Genomic DNA, 14,748 nt, shown 5'->3' with positions numbered 1-14,748 from the left:
ATGTAAAGACCCGCCTCAGTTGCTCAATTCGAAGAAGGAGAGCACCGTGCCGCCGTACCGACGGCAGTCACGGCGCACCAGCCCGCCGTACTTTTCGTCGACTCGTTCCCGCAGGCTGTGCTCCGCCACGGCGGAGCCGCCCGCATTGAGTATTCCCGCCCGGGATAGGATCGGCATCGTCCTGCTCACCCAGCCGCCGTCGTAGGGAGGGTCCAGAAATATCGCATCGTACGCCGCGCCCTCGTCCGCCAGCCGGCTCAGGGCCTTGCCCACGGGTGTCGACCATATTCGCGCCCGGTCCATGAAACCGAGCGTTTCGAGGTTCCCGCGAATCAGGCCCGCCGCCTCCGTCGATTCGTCCACCAGCAGCGCCGACGCCGCCCCACGGCTGAGGGCCTCCAGCGACAGGCTCCCCGTGCCGGCGAAGAGGTCCAGCACTTGCCTGCCGGAGAAATCCCGGGGGAGGATATTGAACAAGGCCTCCCGGACCCGGTCGGCCGTCGGGCGGACGGCGCTTCCCTTGGGCGCCTTGATCCTTCTTCCCCGCGCTGTCCCTCCGATGATGCGCATGCCGCCGGGTGGTTCCTCCGGGCGTGGTGCCGCCGCACGGGCGGGTTGGGACCCGCCCCTACAAGTCGTTGCACCTCGCCGGCCGCAACGAACCCTCCGCCAAGGATTCAGCCCGGGACCAGGGTGATCTTGCCGAATTGCTGTCCGGTCTCCAGCCTGGTCTGCGCCGCCGCGGCCTCGGCCAGCGGAAAGCTCTGGTCGATCACCGGCCTGACCCCTGCCGTCCCCACGAACCGCAGCACCTGCTCGAACTCCTCCCGGCTGCCCAGCGTGGAGCCGAAGATGCTGAGATGGTTCCAGAAGATCCGCCGGATGTCCGTCGGCGGCGTGGCGCCAGTGGTGGCGCCGCAGGTCACGAGCCGCCCGCCCTTCACCAGCGCCGCGAGGCTCTTGGCCCAGCTCTCGCCCCCCACGCAGTCCACCACCACGTCCACCCCCCGCTTGCCGGTGACGTTGCGGATCTCCCGGGTGAAATCGCACTCCCGGTAGTTCAACCCGTGGTCGGCGCCCAGCTCCCGCGCCCTTTCGAGCTTTTCGCCGCTGCTCGAGGTCACCGCCACCCAGGCGTTCATGGCCTTGGCGATCTGCAGCGCCGCCATGGCCACGCCGCCGCCGATGCCCAGGATGAGCACCGTCTCCCCGGGCGCGAGCCTCGCGTTGGTCACCAGCATGCGCCAGACCGTGATGAACACCAGCGGAAACGCCGCCGCCTCCTCGAAACCGTAACCCCCGGGGATGGCGAAGCAGTTGGCGGCGGGAATCGCCACGTACTCGGCGTACGACCCTTTCATGCCCTCGCCCAGGACCCGCAGCCGGACGCACATGTAGTCGCGGCTGGTGCGGCAGAACTCGCAGGCGCCGCAGCCCACCGGCGGATAGAGGCAGACCGCGTCGCCCTTCTTCAAGTGGGTCACCTCGCTCCCCACCTCCGCCACCACGCCCGCGCCGTCGGCGCCCAGGATGTGCGGGAACTCCACCTTCATGCCGGTGAGCCCCTTGCGGTTCCACAGGTCGATGTGATTCAGGGACGCCGCCTCGAGGCGCACGATCACGTCTCCCGGCGAACGCAGGACCGGGTCGGGAGCCTCCTCGTAGCGGAGCTTGTCGGCCCCGCCATGCTCGTAAATCTGGACCGCTTTCAAGACTACGACCTCGGAGATGGGTTGGTTCGGTTAAAGGGGATGCGGCCGGCCGTCAGGCCGAAAAGGAGGTGCCGCACCCGCAGGTGCCCGTGGCGTTAGGATTGGAGAAACGGAAGCTGGCGCCCTGAAGCTCGCTCACGTAGTCGATGACCGTCCCTTCGAGCTGTTGCAGGATGGCCGTCTCCACGTAGACCTGCAGGCCTCCCATGTCGAGCACCACGTCCTCGGCCTTGGGGCCGTCGTCGAAATCCAGCTTGTAGGAGTAGCCGGAACATCCTCCCGGCATCACGGACACCCGCAGTCCCCGGCCGGCGAGCTTCTCCCGTTCGCGGATCTTCTTGACGTGGGCGATGGCGGAATCGGTCAGGCGAAGTTTGTTGACGTCATTTTCCACAACATGGAGTCTAGTCAACGGCTACGGGCAAGTCAAGATTCCCGCCGCCCGAGTCCGGCCACGATCTTGTGCGGCAGGTCGCCGAAGCTGCCGTTGGACATTACCAGGACCACGTCCCCCTCCACCGCATCCCGGACCACCACCGCGGCGATTTCGTCCACCCCGGCGAGATGGCACGCGGCCCGGTCTCCCCGGTGCCTGTTGATGCAGTGCACCAGTTCCGCGGGGGCGAGGCGCTCCTCCTCGGGGATCTTTTCAGGGTGGTAGAGGTCGGGGAGGACGACACGATCGGCCCGCGCCAGCGCCCGGGTAAACTCCGTGAGGAAGACCCGCCGGCGGCTGGTCTGGCTGCGGGGCTCGAAGACGGCCCAGAGCCGCCGCCCGGGCCAGGCCTCCCGCACCGCGGCGATGGTGTCCGCCACCGCGGTGGGGTGGTGGGCGAAGTCGTCGATGACGAGGACGCCGGCCGCCTCGCCGACGGTCTCCTGCCGCCGCCGCACGCCGCGGAAGCTCGCCATGGCCGAGCGGACCACGGACGGGCTCAAGCCGATCTCCCTGGCGGTGGCGTAGACCGCCAGCGCGTTCTTGGCGTTGTGGCGGCCGATCAACGGCACCTCCACCGCGCCTTCGGCGGCGCCGTTGTAGCAAGGAGTGAAGGTCATCCGGCCTCCGGCGGCCCGGACGTCCATGGCCCGCCAGTCGGCCGACTCGCCGACGCCGTAGGACAGCACCGGACAGGTGGCGCCGTCCAGGAGATCCCGGGCATGGACGGCCTCGTCGCACACCAGCAGGCCGCCGCCGGGCGCGATGATCTCCACCAGGCGCCGGAAGGCGTCCTTCACGTGATCGAGATCCCGGTAGATGTCCGCGTGGTCGAACTCCAGGCTCGTGAGGATCACCCGTTCAGGTTGGTAGTGAAGGAACTTGGGCCCCTTGTCGAAAAAGGCGCTGTCGTACTCGTCCCCCTCCATCACCACCCACGGTCCGTTGCCGCAGCGGAAGCCGCTGGAGAAGTTCACCGGGATCCCGCCGATGAAGAAGCTCGGGTCCAGCCCGGCTGCCACCAGCACCCAGGACATCAACGAGGTGGTGGTGGTCTTGCCGTGGGTGCCGGCCACCACCACCGAGCGCTTGTCGTCGATGAGGAACCGGCCCAGGGCCTGGGGCAGGGACACGTAAGGGATGCCCTGGCGCAGCACCGCCTCGGCCTCGGGGTTGCCTCGGGAGACGGCGTTGCCGATGACCACCAGGTCGGGACGCTCGGCCACGTGGGCCTCGCTGAAGCCGGGCATGATGTCGATGCCGATGCCTTCCAGGAAGGTGCTCATGGGCGGATATACGTTCTCGTCCGAGCCGGTGACGCGGTAGCCCCGCTCTCGCAGCAGGCCGGCCAGGGAGCCGGTGCCGACGCCACAGACGGCGACGAAATGAACGTGCGCTCCGGGGCGCAGGTCCGGGATCATGAGACCAGCGCCTCCATGGCCGCGTCGTGCACACGCGGGCGGAACTCCCGGATGGCGTCGTTGTCACGCGAAGGGTGAACCCGGTTGGTCAGCAGAATGACGTGGACGTCGCGCTCCATGTCCCACCACATGGAGGTGCCGGTGAAGCCCAGGTGACCGACGGTGCGGGCGGAGAAGCGGGCGCCGCTGGAGGAGCCCCGCGGCGACGGCGTGTCCCAACCCAGCACGTGGGTCTGTCCGGGGAGAGGCCGCTCCGCTTCCAGGAACTCGCGCACGATGGCGCCGGGCAGGAAGTCCGGCTCGCCGTCTTCGCGGCAGCGGCCGAGAAAGCGCAGGAAACGGTGGATGTCCGGTGCCGATGAGAACAGCCCGGCGTGGCCGGCCACGCCGCCCATGGCAAAGGCATTGTCGTCATGCACGTCGCCGCAGAGGATCCTCCCGCGCCAGGGGCAGTCCTCGGTGGCGGCGAGGGTGTGGACGGCCGAGGGCCGCGCCCGATGACAAGAGGCGTCCAGGTCTACAAAGAAAGTCGCCGACAACCCGAGCGGCCCGAAGATCTCGTCACCGCAGAACCGGTCCAAGGAGGTGCCGGTGAGTCGCTCGACGGCCTCTCCCAGGAGGATGAACCCGAGGTCGCTGTAACAAGCCTTGTCCCCGGGCGCGGCTACCAGCGGTTCCGCATGGACTCGATGGCGCCACCCCTCCGAGTCGTCATTCCCGCGGAAGCGGGAATCCAGGGGCGGTGGTGGGGCACTACTGAAGCGTTTCCCCGCCTCGCCACCCCTGGATTCCCGCTTCCGCGGGAATGACGACTCGGGGGGGCTGTGCCTCATCGGTTTTGACACAGCCGCTTTCGCGGGAATGCCGGAGACAGGGTGGGCACTGCCGGGGACAGGGCGGACGCTGCCGGAGACGGGAACTGTGCCGCTGGTGAGAGGGGCGGGAACGACGTGCGGCGCGGCCTCGTAGTATGGCTTCCATGCCGGAAGGCCCGACGTGTGGTTCAGGAGTTGGCGGAACGTCACCGCGGACTTGGCGCCTTCGCTGAACTCGGGGACGACGGCGCTCACCGGGTCATCCAAGCGCACCCGCCCATCCCGCGCCAGCAGCATCATGGCGGTGGTGGTGGCGATGGGCTTTGTGAGCGAGGCTACGTCGAACACGGTGTCGGGCAGCATCGGCAACCGCGTGGGGACCAGCGCCCGGCTGCCGTAGGCGCGATGAAAGAGGATTTCGTGGCTGTTGCCCACCAGCATCACGATGCCGGGCGCAACGCCTTCGGACACGCCTCGCCGGCAGGTCGCGTCGAGCGCGCGCCACGCTCGCGCGCCGTGCCCTTGGCCGACGTGGCGCGCCGCCCGCATCAGCACGCCGCCCGGGTCGCGGGTTCCACCAGCATCAGCACGCCGTTGCGGCCGTCCAGCTCGGCGTCGAGCCCGATGGGAAGCAGTGTGTTCGGGGTGGCGTGGCCGCAGGGCAGACCCGTCACCACTGGGTAGGGAGCGTCGGCGAAAACGTCGGCCAGGACCTCGGTGACGTCCCGCTCGGCGCCGGTGTCGCAGTCGTTGAAGGCGCCGGTCACCACGCCGGCGACGCCGTCCAGCTTTCCCGCCATGCGCAGGTGGGTCAGCATGCGTTCGATGCGGTAGGGCCGCTCGCCCACGTCCTCCAGAAAAACGATCTTCCCCGCGGTATCGATCTCGTACGGCGTCCCGAGAGTGGTCACCAGCACCGAGAGGCATCCTCCGGCCAACGGTCCCCGCGCCGGTCCGTTGCCGCCGCGCAGCACGCCCGTGCCCTTGATCTGCCACAGCCGCCGTTTTCCGGTGAGCGCATCCCAGAAATTGCTGGTCACCCCGCCTTCGAGCTGACCGGCGAACTCGACGGCGACCATCGGCCCGTGGAAGGCCACGATGCCGCAGCTCTGGGACATCCAGTTGAGCAGGGCGGTCACGTCGCTGAAGCCGACGAAGATCTTGGGGTGGGTGCGAATGAGCTCGGCGTCGAGAGCCGGCAGAAGCTGGATCGAGCCGAACCCGCCGCGGGCGCAGAAGATGGCCGCGATGTCGTCCCGCAGGAAAAAGCTCTCCAGCGTTGCCGCGCGCTGCCGTTCGCTCCCGGCCAGGTAGCCCTTGCGCGCGAGGATTCCCTCGGCGAGCAGTACACGGAACCCGCGCGACTCCAGCGCGTGGACGCCCTTGGCCAGGAGGTCCTCGTACACGGCTCCGGCTGGGGCAAGGACCCCGATGGTGTCGCCGGGCCTGAGGGGCGGCGGTTTGAGGAGTTTCATCACGTCTTGCAGGGTATTGCACGCCATTCTGTCAAGTTTCCGATGGCACGGCAAACGGCGGACGGGCGCCGCGGGACCCGTGGCGGCATCCGATTTCCGACAAAAGTCATCCACACCCCCTTGACAGTGCCGGGACCGTGCTTAGATTTACCGCCGCACCGCTTGGTGCGTGTCTATCGGTGTATCGAGTGTATCGGAATCTTGCAGGCGATACTTAAAAAGAGGAGGAGCGAACATGAGCATCAGGCCCTTACAGGACCGGGTCATCGTCAAGCGGATCGAGGAAGAAGAGAAGACCGCGGGCGGCATCATCATCCCCGACGCGGCGAAGGAAAAGCCCCAAGAGGGTCAGGTCGTCGCGGTGGGCAAGGGCAAGGCCGAGGACGGCGGCAAGGTCACTCCGCTGGACGTGAAAGTGAACGACCGGGTGCTGTTCGGCAAGTACGCCGGCACCGAGATCACACTGGACGGCGAAGAGCACATCATCATGCGCGAGGACGACATCCTCGGCATCGTCGAGCAATAAACCCCACGTTTTGTCAAGGAGGACCCAATGGCAGCGAAAATCGTCAAGTTCGAGCAGGATGCCCGAGAAGCCATCGTCCGCGGCGTCAACATTCTGGCTGACGCGGTGACCGTGACGCTCGGCCCCAAGGGCCGGAACGTCGTCATCGACAAGTCTTTCGGCGCGCCCAACGTGACCAAGGACGGCGTCACCGTCGCCAAGGAAGTGGAGTTGGAAGACAGGTTCGAGAACATGGGCGCCCAGATGGTGAAGGAAGTCGCCAGCAAGACGTCCGACGTGGCCGGCGACGGCACCACCACGGCCACCGTGCTGGCGCGGCAGATCTTCGCCGAAGGGCTCAAGATGGTCGTGGCCGGACACGATCCCATGGCCATCAAGCGCGGCATCGAGACGGCCGTGGAAAAGGTCACCGAGTCCCTGAAGAGTCTGTCCAAGGAGACCAAGGACCCCAAGGAAATCGCCCAGGTGGGCACCATCGCGGCGAACAACGACCCCACCATCGGCGAGGTCATCGCCGAGGCCATGAACAAGGTCGGCAAGGAAGGCGTCATCACCGTGGAGGAGGCCAAGGGCCTGGAGACCTCCCTGGAGGTGGTGGAGGGCATGCAGTTCGACCGCGGCTACCTCTCCCCCTACTTCGTGACCGATCCGGAGCGCATGGAGTGCGTGCTGGACGACTGCTACCTGCTGATCCACGAGAAGAAGCTCTCCAACATGAAGGACCTGCTGCCGGTGCTGGAGCAGATCGCCAAGACCGGCAAGCCTTTCGTGATCCTCGCCGAGGACATCGAGGGCGAAGCCTTGGCCACCCTCGTGGTCAACAAGATCCGCGGCACGCTGCACTGCGTGGCGGTAAAGGCGCCGGGCTTCGGCGACCGCCGCAAGGCCATGATGGAAGACATCGCCATCCTGACCGGCGGCAAGCTTATCGCCGAGGAGCTGGGCATCAAGCTCGAGAACGTCACCCTGCAGGATCTCGGCCAGGCCAAGCGGATGGTGGTGGACAAGGAAAACTCCACCATCGTGGACGGCGCCGGCTCCAAGGACGACATCGAAGGGCGCATCAAGCAGATCCGCGCGCAGATCGAGGAGACCACCTCCGACTACGACCGTGAGAAGCTCCAGGAGCGGCTCGCCAAGCTCGTGGGCGGCGTCGCCGTCATCAACGTGGGCGCGGCCACCGAGATCGAGATGAAGGAGAAGAAGGCGCGCGTGGAGGACGCCCTGCACGCGACCCGCGCGGCGGTGGAGGAAGGCATCGTGCCGGGCGGCGGCGTGGCGCTGCTGCGCTCGATCCCGTCCCTCGAGGGTATCGAGGCCTCCGACGAGGAGCAGGTGGGCATCAACATCGTCAAGCGCGTGCTGGAAGAGCCGCTCCGCCGGATCGCCAACAACGCCGGCATCGACGGCTCCATCGCCCTCCAGCAGGTGAAGGCCAGCAAGGGCAGCATGGGCCTCAACGCCGCCACCGAGACCTACGAGGACTTGCTGAAGGCCGGCATCATCGACCCCACCAAGGTGGTACGGACGGCGCTGCAGAACGCCGCGTCCATCGCGAGCCTCCTGCTCACCACCGAGGCCATGGTCGCCGAGAAGCCCGACGACAAGCCCGCCATGCCCGCCATGCCTCCGGGCGGCGGCATGGGTGGAATGGGCGGCATGGGTGGAATGGGCGGCATGATGTAACAACCCTGCCGTTGCGGCAGCTCAAAGGCCTGGAGTCTCCGGAGTGGGGCTCCAGGCCTTTTTTTCTGTACCGCCCGGCAAGTCGAGGCCCGGACCGGCGGCTTGACTTCGGAACCGGATTGGATACAGTGACGGACCCATGTTCGAGAACCTCACCGACAAGCTGGAGCAGACTTTCAAGCGGCTGCGGGGGCACGGGCGGATCACCGAGGCCAACGTGGCGGAGTCGTTGCGCGAGGTGCGCACGGCGCTCTTGGAGGCGGACGTCAACTTCAAGGTGGTGAAGAGCTTCACGGACTCGGTCCGGTCCCAGGCCATGGGGCAGGACGTGCTCCAGAGCCTGACGCCGGACCAGCAGCTCATCAAGATCGTCCGGGAGGAGCTGATCAAGATCCTCGGCGGCGAGGCCGCGCAGGTGGACCTCAAGGGGCGGCAGCCGGTGGTGCTGATGCTGGTGGGGCTCCAGGGGTCGGGCAAGACTACCACCGCCGTGAAGCTGGCGCTGCACCTCAAGAAACAGCAGAAGCGCGCACCCTATCTCGTGTCGGCGGACGTGTACCGGCCGGCGGCGCGGGAGCAACTGCGCACCCTGTGTGACGAGAACGGGCTGCCGGTGTACGAATCGGGCGAGAACGACGCGCCGCTGGACATCTGCCGCGCCGCCGTGGACAAGGCGAACCAGCGGCTGTGCGACGTGCTGATCGTCGACACCGCCGGGCGGCTCCAGATCGACGAGGAGATGATGCAGGAGCTGGTGGAGATCCGCGCCGCGCTGGAGCCGCGCAACACCATCCTTACCGTCGACGCCATGATCGGCCAGGACGCGGTCAACCAGGCCCAGGGCTTCAACGACGCCCTCGACCTCACCGGCGTGGTCCTTACCAAGATGGACGGCGATGCCCGCGGCGGCGCCGCGCTCTCGGTGCGGTCGGTGGTGGGCAAGCCGGTGCTCTATGTCGGGGTCGGGGAGAAGGCGGACGCGCTGGAGCCCTTTTTCCCGGACCGCATGGCGTCGCGCATCTTGGGCATGGGCGACGTGTTGTCGCTGATCGAGAAGGCGGAACAGGCCGTCGACAAGAAGGCCGCGCCGAAGCTCGAGCAGCGCATGCGCAAGGGCGAGTTCACCCTGGAGGACTTCCAGACCCAGATGCAGGCCATCAAGAAGATGGGCTCCATCGGGAGCCTGCTGGACATGGTGCCCGGGGGCCGCAAGTTGACTCAGCAGGTGGACATGGGCCAGGCGGAGAAGGAACTCAAGCGGGTGGAGGCCATCATCAACTCCATGACGCTCAAGGAACGCCGCAACCCCGCGCTGCTGAACGGCAGCCGGCGCCGGCGCATCGCCGACGGAAGCGGCACCAGCGTGACGGACGTCAACCGGCTCATGAAGCAGTACATGGAGATGAGGAAGATGATGCAGCGGATGAAGAAGTCCGGCGGCAAGCGCCGCGGGCTCATGAACCGGTTGTCAACGCCGTTCCAATGAACTAAAAAGGTTGGTTTACAGAAAGGACCGCAAGGAACAAACCCGTATGAGCGTAAAGATCAGACTGAGCCGGCACGGCGCCAAGAAGCGGCCGTATTACCGCATCGTGGTGGCGGACGCGCGCGACCCGCGCGACGGAAGATTTATCGAGCAGTTGGGCACCTACGATCCGCGGACCCCCGCGGCCACCCTGAAACTGGATCAGGCCAAGGTCAGCGACTGGATTCAGAAGGGAGCGCAGCCGACCCAGACGGTGCGCAACCTCATCAGGCGGGCCGCCAAGGAAGCAGGAGCGGTCGCGGAGAGTGCCGAGACCGGCGCGACGCCCGCGGCGGCGACGGCAAGCGCGGCGGTGACGGAGGCGGCGGAGAGCCAGGCCGTGACAGAGGCGGCGGAGGGGGTGACGGAGAGCCCCGCGGTGACGGAGAGCGCGACGGCGGAGCCCCCCGCGGCGGAGACCCCCGCGGCGGAGACCTCCGCGGAGAGTCCGGCCGAAGCGGAAGCCCCGACCCCGGCGGAGACCCCGGCCCCGGCGGAGACCCCGGCCGCGGCGGAAGACGCGACCCCGGCGGAGAGTCCAACCGAAGCGGAAACCGGAGAGGCGCCCAAGGAATAGGCCCGTCCCGGGCGACGCGTGCCCACAGCCCTGCCAACGTCCGCGCTCCAGGAGACAGGCTTCTTGAAGGAACTGGTACAGTACCTGGCGGAATCCATCGTGAACCGCCCCGACGCCGTGGAAGTCACGGAGACGCAGGAAGACGACGCCTCCGTGCTGGAGCTCAAGGTCGCCCAGGAAGACTTGGGGCGGGTCATCGGTAAGCAGGGCCGCACCGCCAAGTCCCTGCGCACGATACTGAACGCCGCGGCCGCGCGGACCCACCGGAAGGTCGTCCTCGAGATCGTCGACGAGCAGTAGCCCTTCCCTTTCCCGTTGTCCATTCAGCAGATCGCCCTGGGCGACATCGCGGGCACGCACGGCGTGGCCGGCTGGGTGCGCGTGCGGCTGTTCAACCCGGAGGGCCGTACGCTCTATTCGAGCGCCCAGGTGGAGTTGACGCGGGGGGAGAGCCGGCTCACCGTTGACCTGGAGCAGGCCAAACCCCACCGAGGGTTCGCGCTCGTCAAGCTTCGGGGCATCGACGACATGGACGCGGCGCGAAACATGGTGGGGTACAGGCTGTCGGTGCCCGCCGAGCGGCTCGCGCCGCTCGGCTCGTCAGAGTACTACTATGCGGAAGTGGTGGGTTTCGAGGTGCGGGACGCCGGCGGCGGACGCGTCGGCACGGTGACCCGGATATGGGCGAAGCAGGGCGGCGACCTGCTGGTGGTGGCCGGCGCCGAGCGGGAACACTTGGTCCCCGCGATCCCGGAGGTAGTCCGGCACATCGACGTCGTCGAAGGGACCATCACCATCGACCCGCCCGACGGACTCCTGGACCTCTGACCGTTCGTGCATGGAACGAGCGGGCGAGGAACCGTTTCGATGCACTTCTCGGTCATCACGCTCTTTCCCGACATCTTCGAGTCGCCCCTGGCGCACAGCATCCTGAAGCGCGCCCGGGAAAAGGATCTCGTGTCCATCGACCTGGTGGACCTGCGCCAATACGCACGGGACCGGCACCGCGTCACCGACGACTACCCCTACGGCGGCGGCCAGGGCATGGTGCTCAAGCCGGAGCCCGTCATCGAAGCCATCGAGGACTGCCGAAGCCGGCTGACGAAGCCTCGGGTGGTGCTGCTTTCCCCGCGCGGACGCGTCTTCGACCAGGCCGCCGCCGCGCGACTCCTGGAGGACCGGGAAGTGATCCTGGTCTGCGGCCGCTACGAGGGGTTCGACGAACGGGTGGCAGCCTACGCCGACGACATGGTGTCCGTCGGCGACTACACCTTGAGCGGCGGCGAGATCCCCGCCCTGGCCGTCATCGACGCGGTGACGCGGCTGGTGCCGGGAGTGCTGGGGAACGAGAATTCCGCGCGCGACGACTCCTTTGTCGAGGGCCTTCTGGAGTATCCGCAGTACACCCGCCCCGCGGAGTACCGGGGCATGAAGGTGCCGGAGGTGCTGCTGTCCGGCGACCATGAGAAGATCCGGCGCTGGCGCCGCCGGACGAGCATGGAGACCACCGCGCGGGCACGGCCGGACCTGCTGGCGAAGGCCCCGACGGCGGCCGGGATTCCCTTGGCGGACGTTTACGTGGCACTGCTGCACCACCCGGTGTCCGACCGCCGCGGCGACACGGTGACCTCGTCCATCACCAATCTGGACATCCACGACATCGCCCGTACCTGCCGCACCTACGGCGTGAAGGGCTTCTACGTGGTGAACCCGGTGAAGACGCTCCAGTTGCTGGCGACCCGGATCATCGATCATTGGGAGCGCGGCTACGGCAGCGCCTACAACAGCACGCGCAGGGAAGCACTCTCCCTGGCGCGGGTGTGCCACACCCTGGACGACGCGGTGGCGCAAGTGCGGGCGGAATGCGGCACTGCTCCCCGGCTGGTGGCGACCTCCGCGCGTACCGTCGCCGGAAGGGAACGCACAACTTTTGGAAAGATGCGGGAAATGCTAATAATGGACGATGTCCCTTGCATGATCCTGCTGGGAACGGGCTGGGGGCTGGCGGATGCCGTCTTTGCCCGTTCGGACCTGATTCTCGAACCTGTCGCGGGCCGGGACGACTACAATCATCTTTCCGTACGAGCCGCCTCCGCCATCATGCTGGATCGTATACTGGGACATACTGGCTGAAAGGAAGTGTTCAATGAACGTCATTGACCAGATCGAACAGGAGCACACGCGGGAAATGCCGGCGCTCAAGCCCGGGCAACGCGTGCGCGTGCACGTGCGCATCATCGAAGGCGAGAAGGAGCGCATCCAGGTCTTCGAGGGCGTGGTCATCGCCATCTCCGGGAGCGGCAACCGCGAGACCTTCGTCGTGCGCAAGACCTCCTACGGGGTCGGCGTCGAACGCATCTTTCCGCTCCACTCGCCGCGCATCGACAAGGTCGAAGTGGTCACCCAGGGCCGGGTGCGCCGGGCCAAGCTGTACTACCTGCGGAACCTCTCGGGCAAACGCGCCCGTCTGGAGGAAGACCGCCGGCCGCGGGTGTCGCGCTGAATGCCACCGGGCGCGCCGCCCGCTGACGTACGAACTCGCCGCCGGGATCGGGCCGCCGACTTCGCGCCCGCTTCCACCAACGCACCCCTCCCGTCGCCCGCGCGGCACGGACTGTGATTCGTGGACCTCTTCGACACCGTGAGTCCCCGCTCGGCCAGCGGCGGCAACGCGCCGCTGGCTGAGCGCATGCGCCCGGCCCGGCTGGACGACGTGCTGGGCCAGGAACACCTGCTCGGCCCCGGCAAGCTGCTGCGCGGCATGGCCGACAGCGGCCGGCTCCAGTCCATCATCCTGTGGGGGCCGCCGGGCTGCGGCAAGACCACGCTGGCACGCCTCCTGGCGGACGCGTGCCATGCCCACTGCATCCATTTCTCCGCGGTCAGCTCCGGCACCCGCGACCTCAAGAAGATCCTCCCCGACGCCCGGCGCCTGCAGCGCGGCGCGGTCCCGGTCGTGCTCCTGGTGGACGAGATCCATCACTTCAACAAGTCGCAGCAGGACACCTTTCTGCCGCACGTCGAGGCGGGGCTCCTGACCCTCGTCGGCGCCACCACCGAGAACCCCTCATTCGAGCTCATCTCCCCGCTCCTGTCCCGGTGCCGGGTGTGCGTGCTCCATCCCTTGACCGAGGACACCCTCGACCAAGTCATCACCCGCGCCCTGGCCGAGCGCGGCCGGGGGCTGTGGGACACGGACATGGAGATCGATGGCGAGGCGCGCGCCTTGCTGGTGCAGCGGGCGCAGGGTGACGCGCGGGTCGCGCTCAATGGCCTGGAGGGGGCCGCCACGCTGGCGGGCGGCGCGGGCGGCGCGCAGCGTATCGAGCTGAACCACGTGGAACAGGCGCTGCAGGTCTCGCCACTGCATTACGACAAGTCCGGCGAGGAGCACTACAACCTCATCTCGGCCTTCATCAAGAGCCTGCGCGGCAGCGACCCCGACGCCGCCGTCTACTGGATGGTACGGATGATCGAGGCCGGCGAGGACCCGCTCTTCCTATGCCGGCGCATGGTCATCTTCGCCGCCGAGGACGTGGGCAATGCCGATCCGCGCGCCCTCCAGGTGGCCGTGGCCGCCAGGGACGCGGTGCACTTCGTGGGTCTGCCGGAGGGCCGGATTCCCATGAGTCAGGCGGCCACCTACCTGGCCACCGCACCCAAGTCCAACGCCGCCTACCGCGCCCTGCTGGAGGCCACCCGCGACGTGCGCGAGCACGGCACGCTGCCCACCCCGCTCCACCTGCGCAACGCACCCACCGGGCTCATGAAGGCCCTGGGCTACGGCGCGGACTACCGCTATCCGCACGACGAACCCGGCCAGGTCACGGAACAGGAACACTTGCCGTCCGAGCTCGCGGGCCGCCGCTATTACGAACCCGGCGACCAAGGGTATGAACGGGTCATCCGTGAACGCCTCGAAGCCTGGATCGCGTTGAGGAAACGCTAGTGTCGTGTCCCGTAAATACCTGGCATAAGTTGCGCAGGATTTTTCGTCGTCGGCAAGGCGCGATGACGAGCAGTGGCGGGCACCACGCGAGGAAGAGTAACGCAGCCGACGGCGAAAAAGACCAATATATTGTGTAGTGATCACACCTGATTTCTCGCCATTTCTCGGATAGCGGACAAGCGCTGCCATGTCAAACCTGATCACGTCAGCCCTGCAATAACCCCTTATATTCCAGTTCCTTATAGTGGATTTCGTATAACTCATCCTCCTGTGCTGTTCGGTCAAGCCGCGCCAGCCGATGACCTCGACCCTCCAGGCTGCGATTCCGGTGGGTTGCGTTTCGATTACGGTCCTGATAGCATTTTCTCCGGTTTCGGGGTTTTTGTTCGGTTACGGAGTGATGAAGGACCGCGAGGGGTGACGGAGGAGCATGATATCACCGGTTGAGAGTCCGGCGCCAGTCCTTGCGGAGGGGTCGGAGCCAGATGTCCTTTTTCGGCTGATCGCGTCGGGTATGGCGGTCGTATCGGCCCCGACCCTGGGTGACACCGACGAGTGTCCAGCCGGAGGCCTTGTAGAGGGCGCCGGTGAAGCGCGGGGTCTCGACGAAGGTCTCGATGAGGACG

The 14,748-nt window shown here is 67.2% G+C and carries 16 protein-coding genes; 9 read left to right on the top strand and 7 right to left on the bottom strand.

Annotated elements, in window-relative coordinates:
* Window positions 1–15: 15 nt before the first annotated feature.
* The 6 genes from rsmD to OXF11_05475 all read right to left on the bottom strand — a co-directional run bounded on the left by rsmD (window position 16) and on the right by OXF11_05475 (window position 5,859).
* Complete coding sequence (gene rsmD, locus OXF11_05500; protein MCY4486558.1) at window positions 16–570, bottom strand: 16S rRNA (guanine(966)-N(2))-methyltransferase RsmD; 555 nt, start codon at window positions 568–570, stop codon at window positions 16–18.
* A gap of 107 nt (window positions 571–677) precedes the next feature.
* Window positions 678–1,712 (bottom strand): zinc-binding dehydrogenase, encoded by a 1,035-nt coding sequence (locus OXF11_05495; protein ID MCY4486557.1) that lies wholly within the window; start codon window positions 1,710–1,712, stop codon window positions 678–680.
* 52 nt (window positions 1,713–1,764) lie between these two features.
* Window positions 1,765–2,106 (bottom strand): iron-sulfur cluster assembly accessory protein, encoded by a 342-nt coding sequence (locus OXF11_05490; GenBank protein ID MCY4486556.1) that lies wholly within the window; start codon window positions 2,104–2,106, stop codon window positions 1,765–1,767.
* A gap of 32 nt (window positions 2,107–2,138) precedes the next feature.
* Window positions 2,139–3,569: a UDP-N-acetylmuramate:L-alanyl-gamma-D-glutamyl-meso-diaminopimelate ligase gene (gene mpl, locus OXF11_05485; protein ID MCY4486555.1), complete on the bottom strand. Its 1,431-nt coding sequence runs from the start codon at window positions 3,567–3,569 to the stop codon at window positions 2,139–2,141.
* Window positions 3,566–4,933: a serine hydrolase gene (locus OXF11_05480; GenBank protein ID MCY4486554.1), complete on the bottom strand. Its 1,368-nt coding sequence runs from the start codon at window positions 4,931–4,933 to the stop codon at window positions 3,566–3,568. The genes mpl and OXF11_05480 overlap by 4 nt, the downstream gene beginning before the upstream one ends.
* Window positions 4,933–5,859: an LD-carboxypeptidase gene (locus OXF11_05475; GenBank protein MCY4486553.1), complete on the bottom strand. Its 927-nt coding sequence runs from the start codon at window positions 5,857–5,859 to the stop codon at window positions 4,933–4,935. The genes OXF11_05480 and OXF11_05475 overlap by 1 nt, the downstream gene beginning before the upstream one ends.
* A 235-nt stretch (window positions 5,860–6,094) precedes the next feature.
* Between OXF11_05475 and groES the strand changes: the two genes are divergently transcribed.
* The 9 genes from groES (at window position 6,095) to OXF11_05430 (ending at window position 14,122) form a co-directional block, all read left to right on the top strand.
* Window positions 6,095–6,385, top strand: coding sequence for a co-chaperone GroES (gene groES, locus OXF11_05470; GenBank protein MCY4486552.1), 291 nt, complete (start codon window positions 6,095–6,097; stop codon window positions 6,383–6,385).
* Window positions 6,386–6,412: 27 nt separating this feature from the next.
* Window positions 6,413–8,071, top strand: a complete 1,659-nt coding sequence (gene groL / locus OXF11_05465) for a chaperonin GroEL (protein MCY4486551.1) — start codon at window positions 6,413–6,415, stop codon at window positions 8,069–8,071.
* A gap of 139 nt (window positions 8,072–8,210) precedes the next feature.
* On the top strand, window positions 8,211–9,557 hold the full coding sequence (gene ffh / locus OXF11_05460; protein MCY4486550.1) for a signal recognition particle protein: 1,347 nt from the start codon (window positions 8,211–8,213) through the stop codon (window positions 9,555–9,557).
* Between the two features lie 46 nt (window positions 9,558–9,603).
* Window positions 9,604–10,173 carry a 30S ribosomal protein S16 gene (rpsP, locus tag OXF11_05455; protein ID MCY4486549.1) on the top strand — a complete coding sequence of 190 codons (570 nt, stop codon included), beginning with the start codon at window positions 9,604–9,606 and terminating at the stop codon, window positions 10,171–10,173.
* Between the two features lie 63 nt (window positions 10,174–10,236).
* Entirely contained in the window at window positions 10,237–10,473 is a 237-nt protein-coding gene (locus OXF11_05450; protein ID MCY4486548.1) for a KH domain-containing protein, read from the top strand.
* A gap of 15 nt (window positions 10,474–10,488) precedes the next feature.
* On the top strand, window positions 10,489–11,001 hold the full coding sequence (gene rimM, locus OXF11_05445) for a ribosome maturation factor RimM (protein MCY4486547.1): 513 nt from the start codon (window positions 10,489–10,491) through the stop codon (window positions 10,999–11,001).
* A 39-nt stretch (window positions 11,002–11,040) separates the two neighbouring features.
* Window positions 11,041–12,306, top strand: coding sequence for a tRNA (guanosine(37)-N1)-methyltransferase TrmD (gene trmD / locus OXF11_05440; GenBank protein MCY4486546.1), 1,266 nt, complete (start codon window positions 11,041–11,043; stop codon window positions 12,304–12,306).
* Window positions 12,307–12,319: 13 nt separating this feature from the next.
* Entirely contained in the window at window positions 12,320–12,676 is a 357-nt protein-coding gene (rplS, locus tag OXF11_05435) for a 50S ribosomal protein L19 (protein ID MCY4486545.1), read from the top strand.
* Window positions 12,677–12,796: 120 nt separating this feature from the next.
* On the top strand, window positions 12,797–14,122 hold the full coding sequence (locus tag OXF11_05430; protein MCY4486544.1) for a replication-associated recombination protein A: 1,326 nt from the start codon (window positions 12,797–12,799) through the stop codon (window positions 14,120–14,122).
* Window positions 14,123–14,558: 436 nt separating this feature from the next.
* Here OXF11_05430 and OXF11_05425 read toward each other — a convergent pair.
* The coding region (locus OXF11_05425; protein ID MCY4486543.1) for a DUF4338 domain-containing protein at window positions 14,559–14,748 on the bottom strand (190 nt) is incomplete at its 5' end.

Source organism: Deltaproteobacteria bacterium, assembly GCA_026712905.1.
Classification (GTDB): Bacteria; Desulfobacterota; Binatia; order UBA9968; family JAJDTQ01; genus JAJDTQ01.
This window is presented reverse-complemented; position numbering and strand designations above follow the sequence as displayed.

Excerpts from the sequence above, each read along its gene's own strand:
- OXF11_05475 (MCY4486553.1), bottom strand. The coding sequence starts at position 5,859 with ATGAAACTCCTCAAACCGCCGCCCCTCAGGCCCGGCGACACCATCGGG.
- rpsP (MCY4486549.1), top strand. The coding sequence starts at position 9,604 with ATGAGCGTAAAGATCAGACTGAGCCGGCACGGCGCCAAGAAGCGGCCG.
- trmD (MCY4486546.1), top strand. The coding sequence starts at position 11,041 with ATGCACTTCTCGGTCATCACGCTCTTTCCCGACATCTTCGAGTCGCCC.
- groES (MCY4486552.1), top strand. The coding sequence starts at position 6,095 with ATGAGCATCAGGCCCTTACAGGACCGGGTCATCGTCAAGCGGATCGAG.
- OXF11_05480 (MCY4486554.1), bottom strand. The coding sequence starts at position 4,933 with ATGCGGGCGGCGCGCCACGTCGGCCAAGGGCACGGCGCGCGAGCGTGG.
- rsmD (MCY4486558.1), bottom strand. The coding sequence starts at position 570 with ATGCGCATCATCGGAGGGACAGCGCGGGGAAGAAGGATCAAGGCGCCC.
- ffh (MCY4486550.1), top strand. The coding sequence starts at position 8,211 with ATGTTCGAGAACCTCACCGACAAGCTGGAGCAGACTTTCAAGCGGCTG.
- mpl (MCY4486555.1), bottom strand. The coding sequence starts at position 3,569 with ATGATCCCGGACCTGCGCCCCGGAGCGCACGTTCATTTCGTCGCCGTC.
- rplS (MCY4486545.1), top strand. The coding sequence starts at position 12,320 with ATGAACGTCATTGACCAGATCGAACAGGAGCACACGCGGGAAATGCCG.
- groL (MCY4486551.1), top strand. The coding sequence starts at position 6,413 with ATGGCAGCGAAAATCGTCAAGTTCGAGCAGGATGCCCGAGAAGCCATC.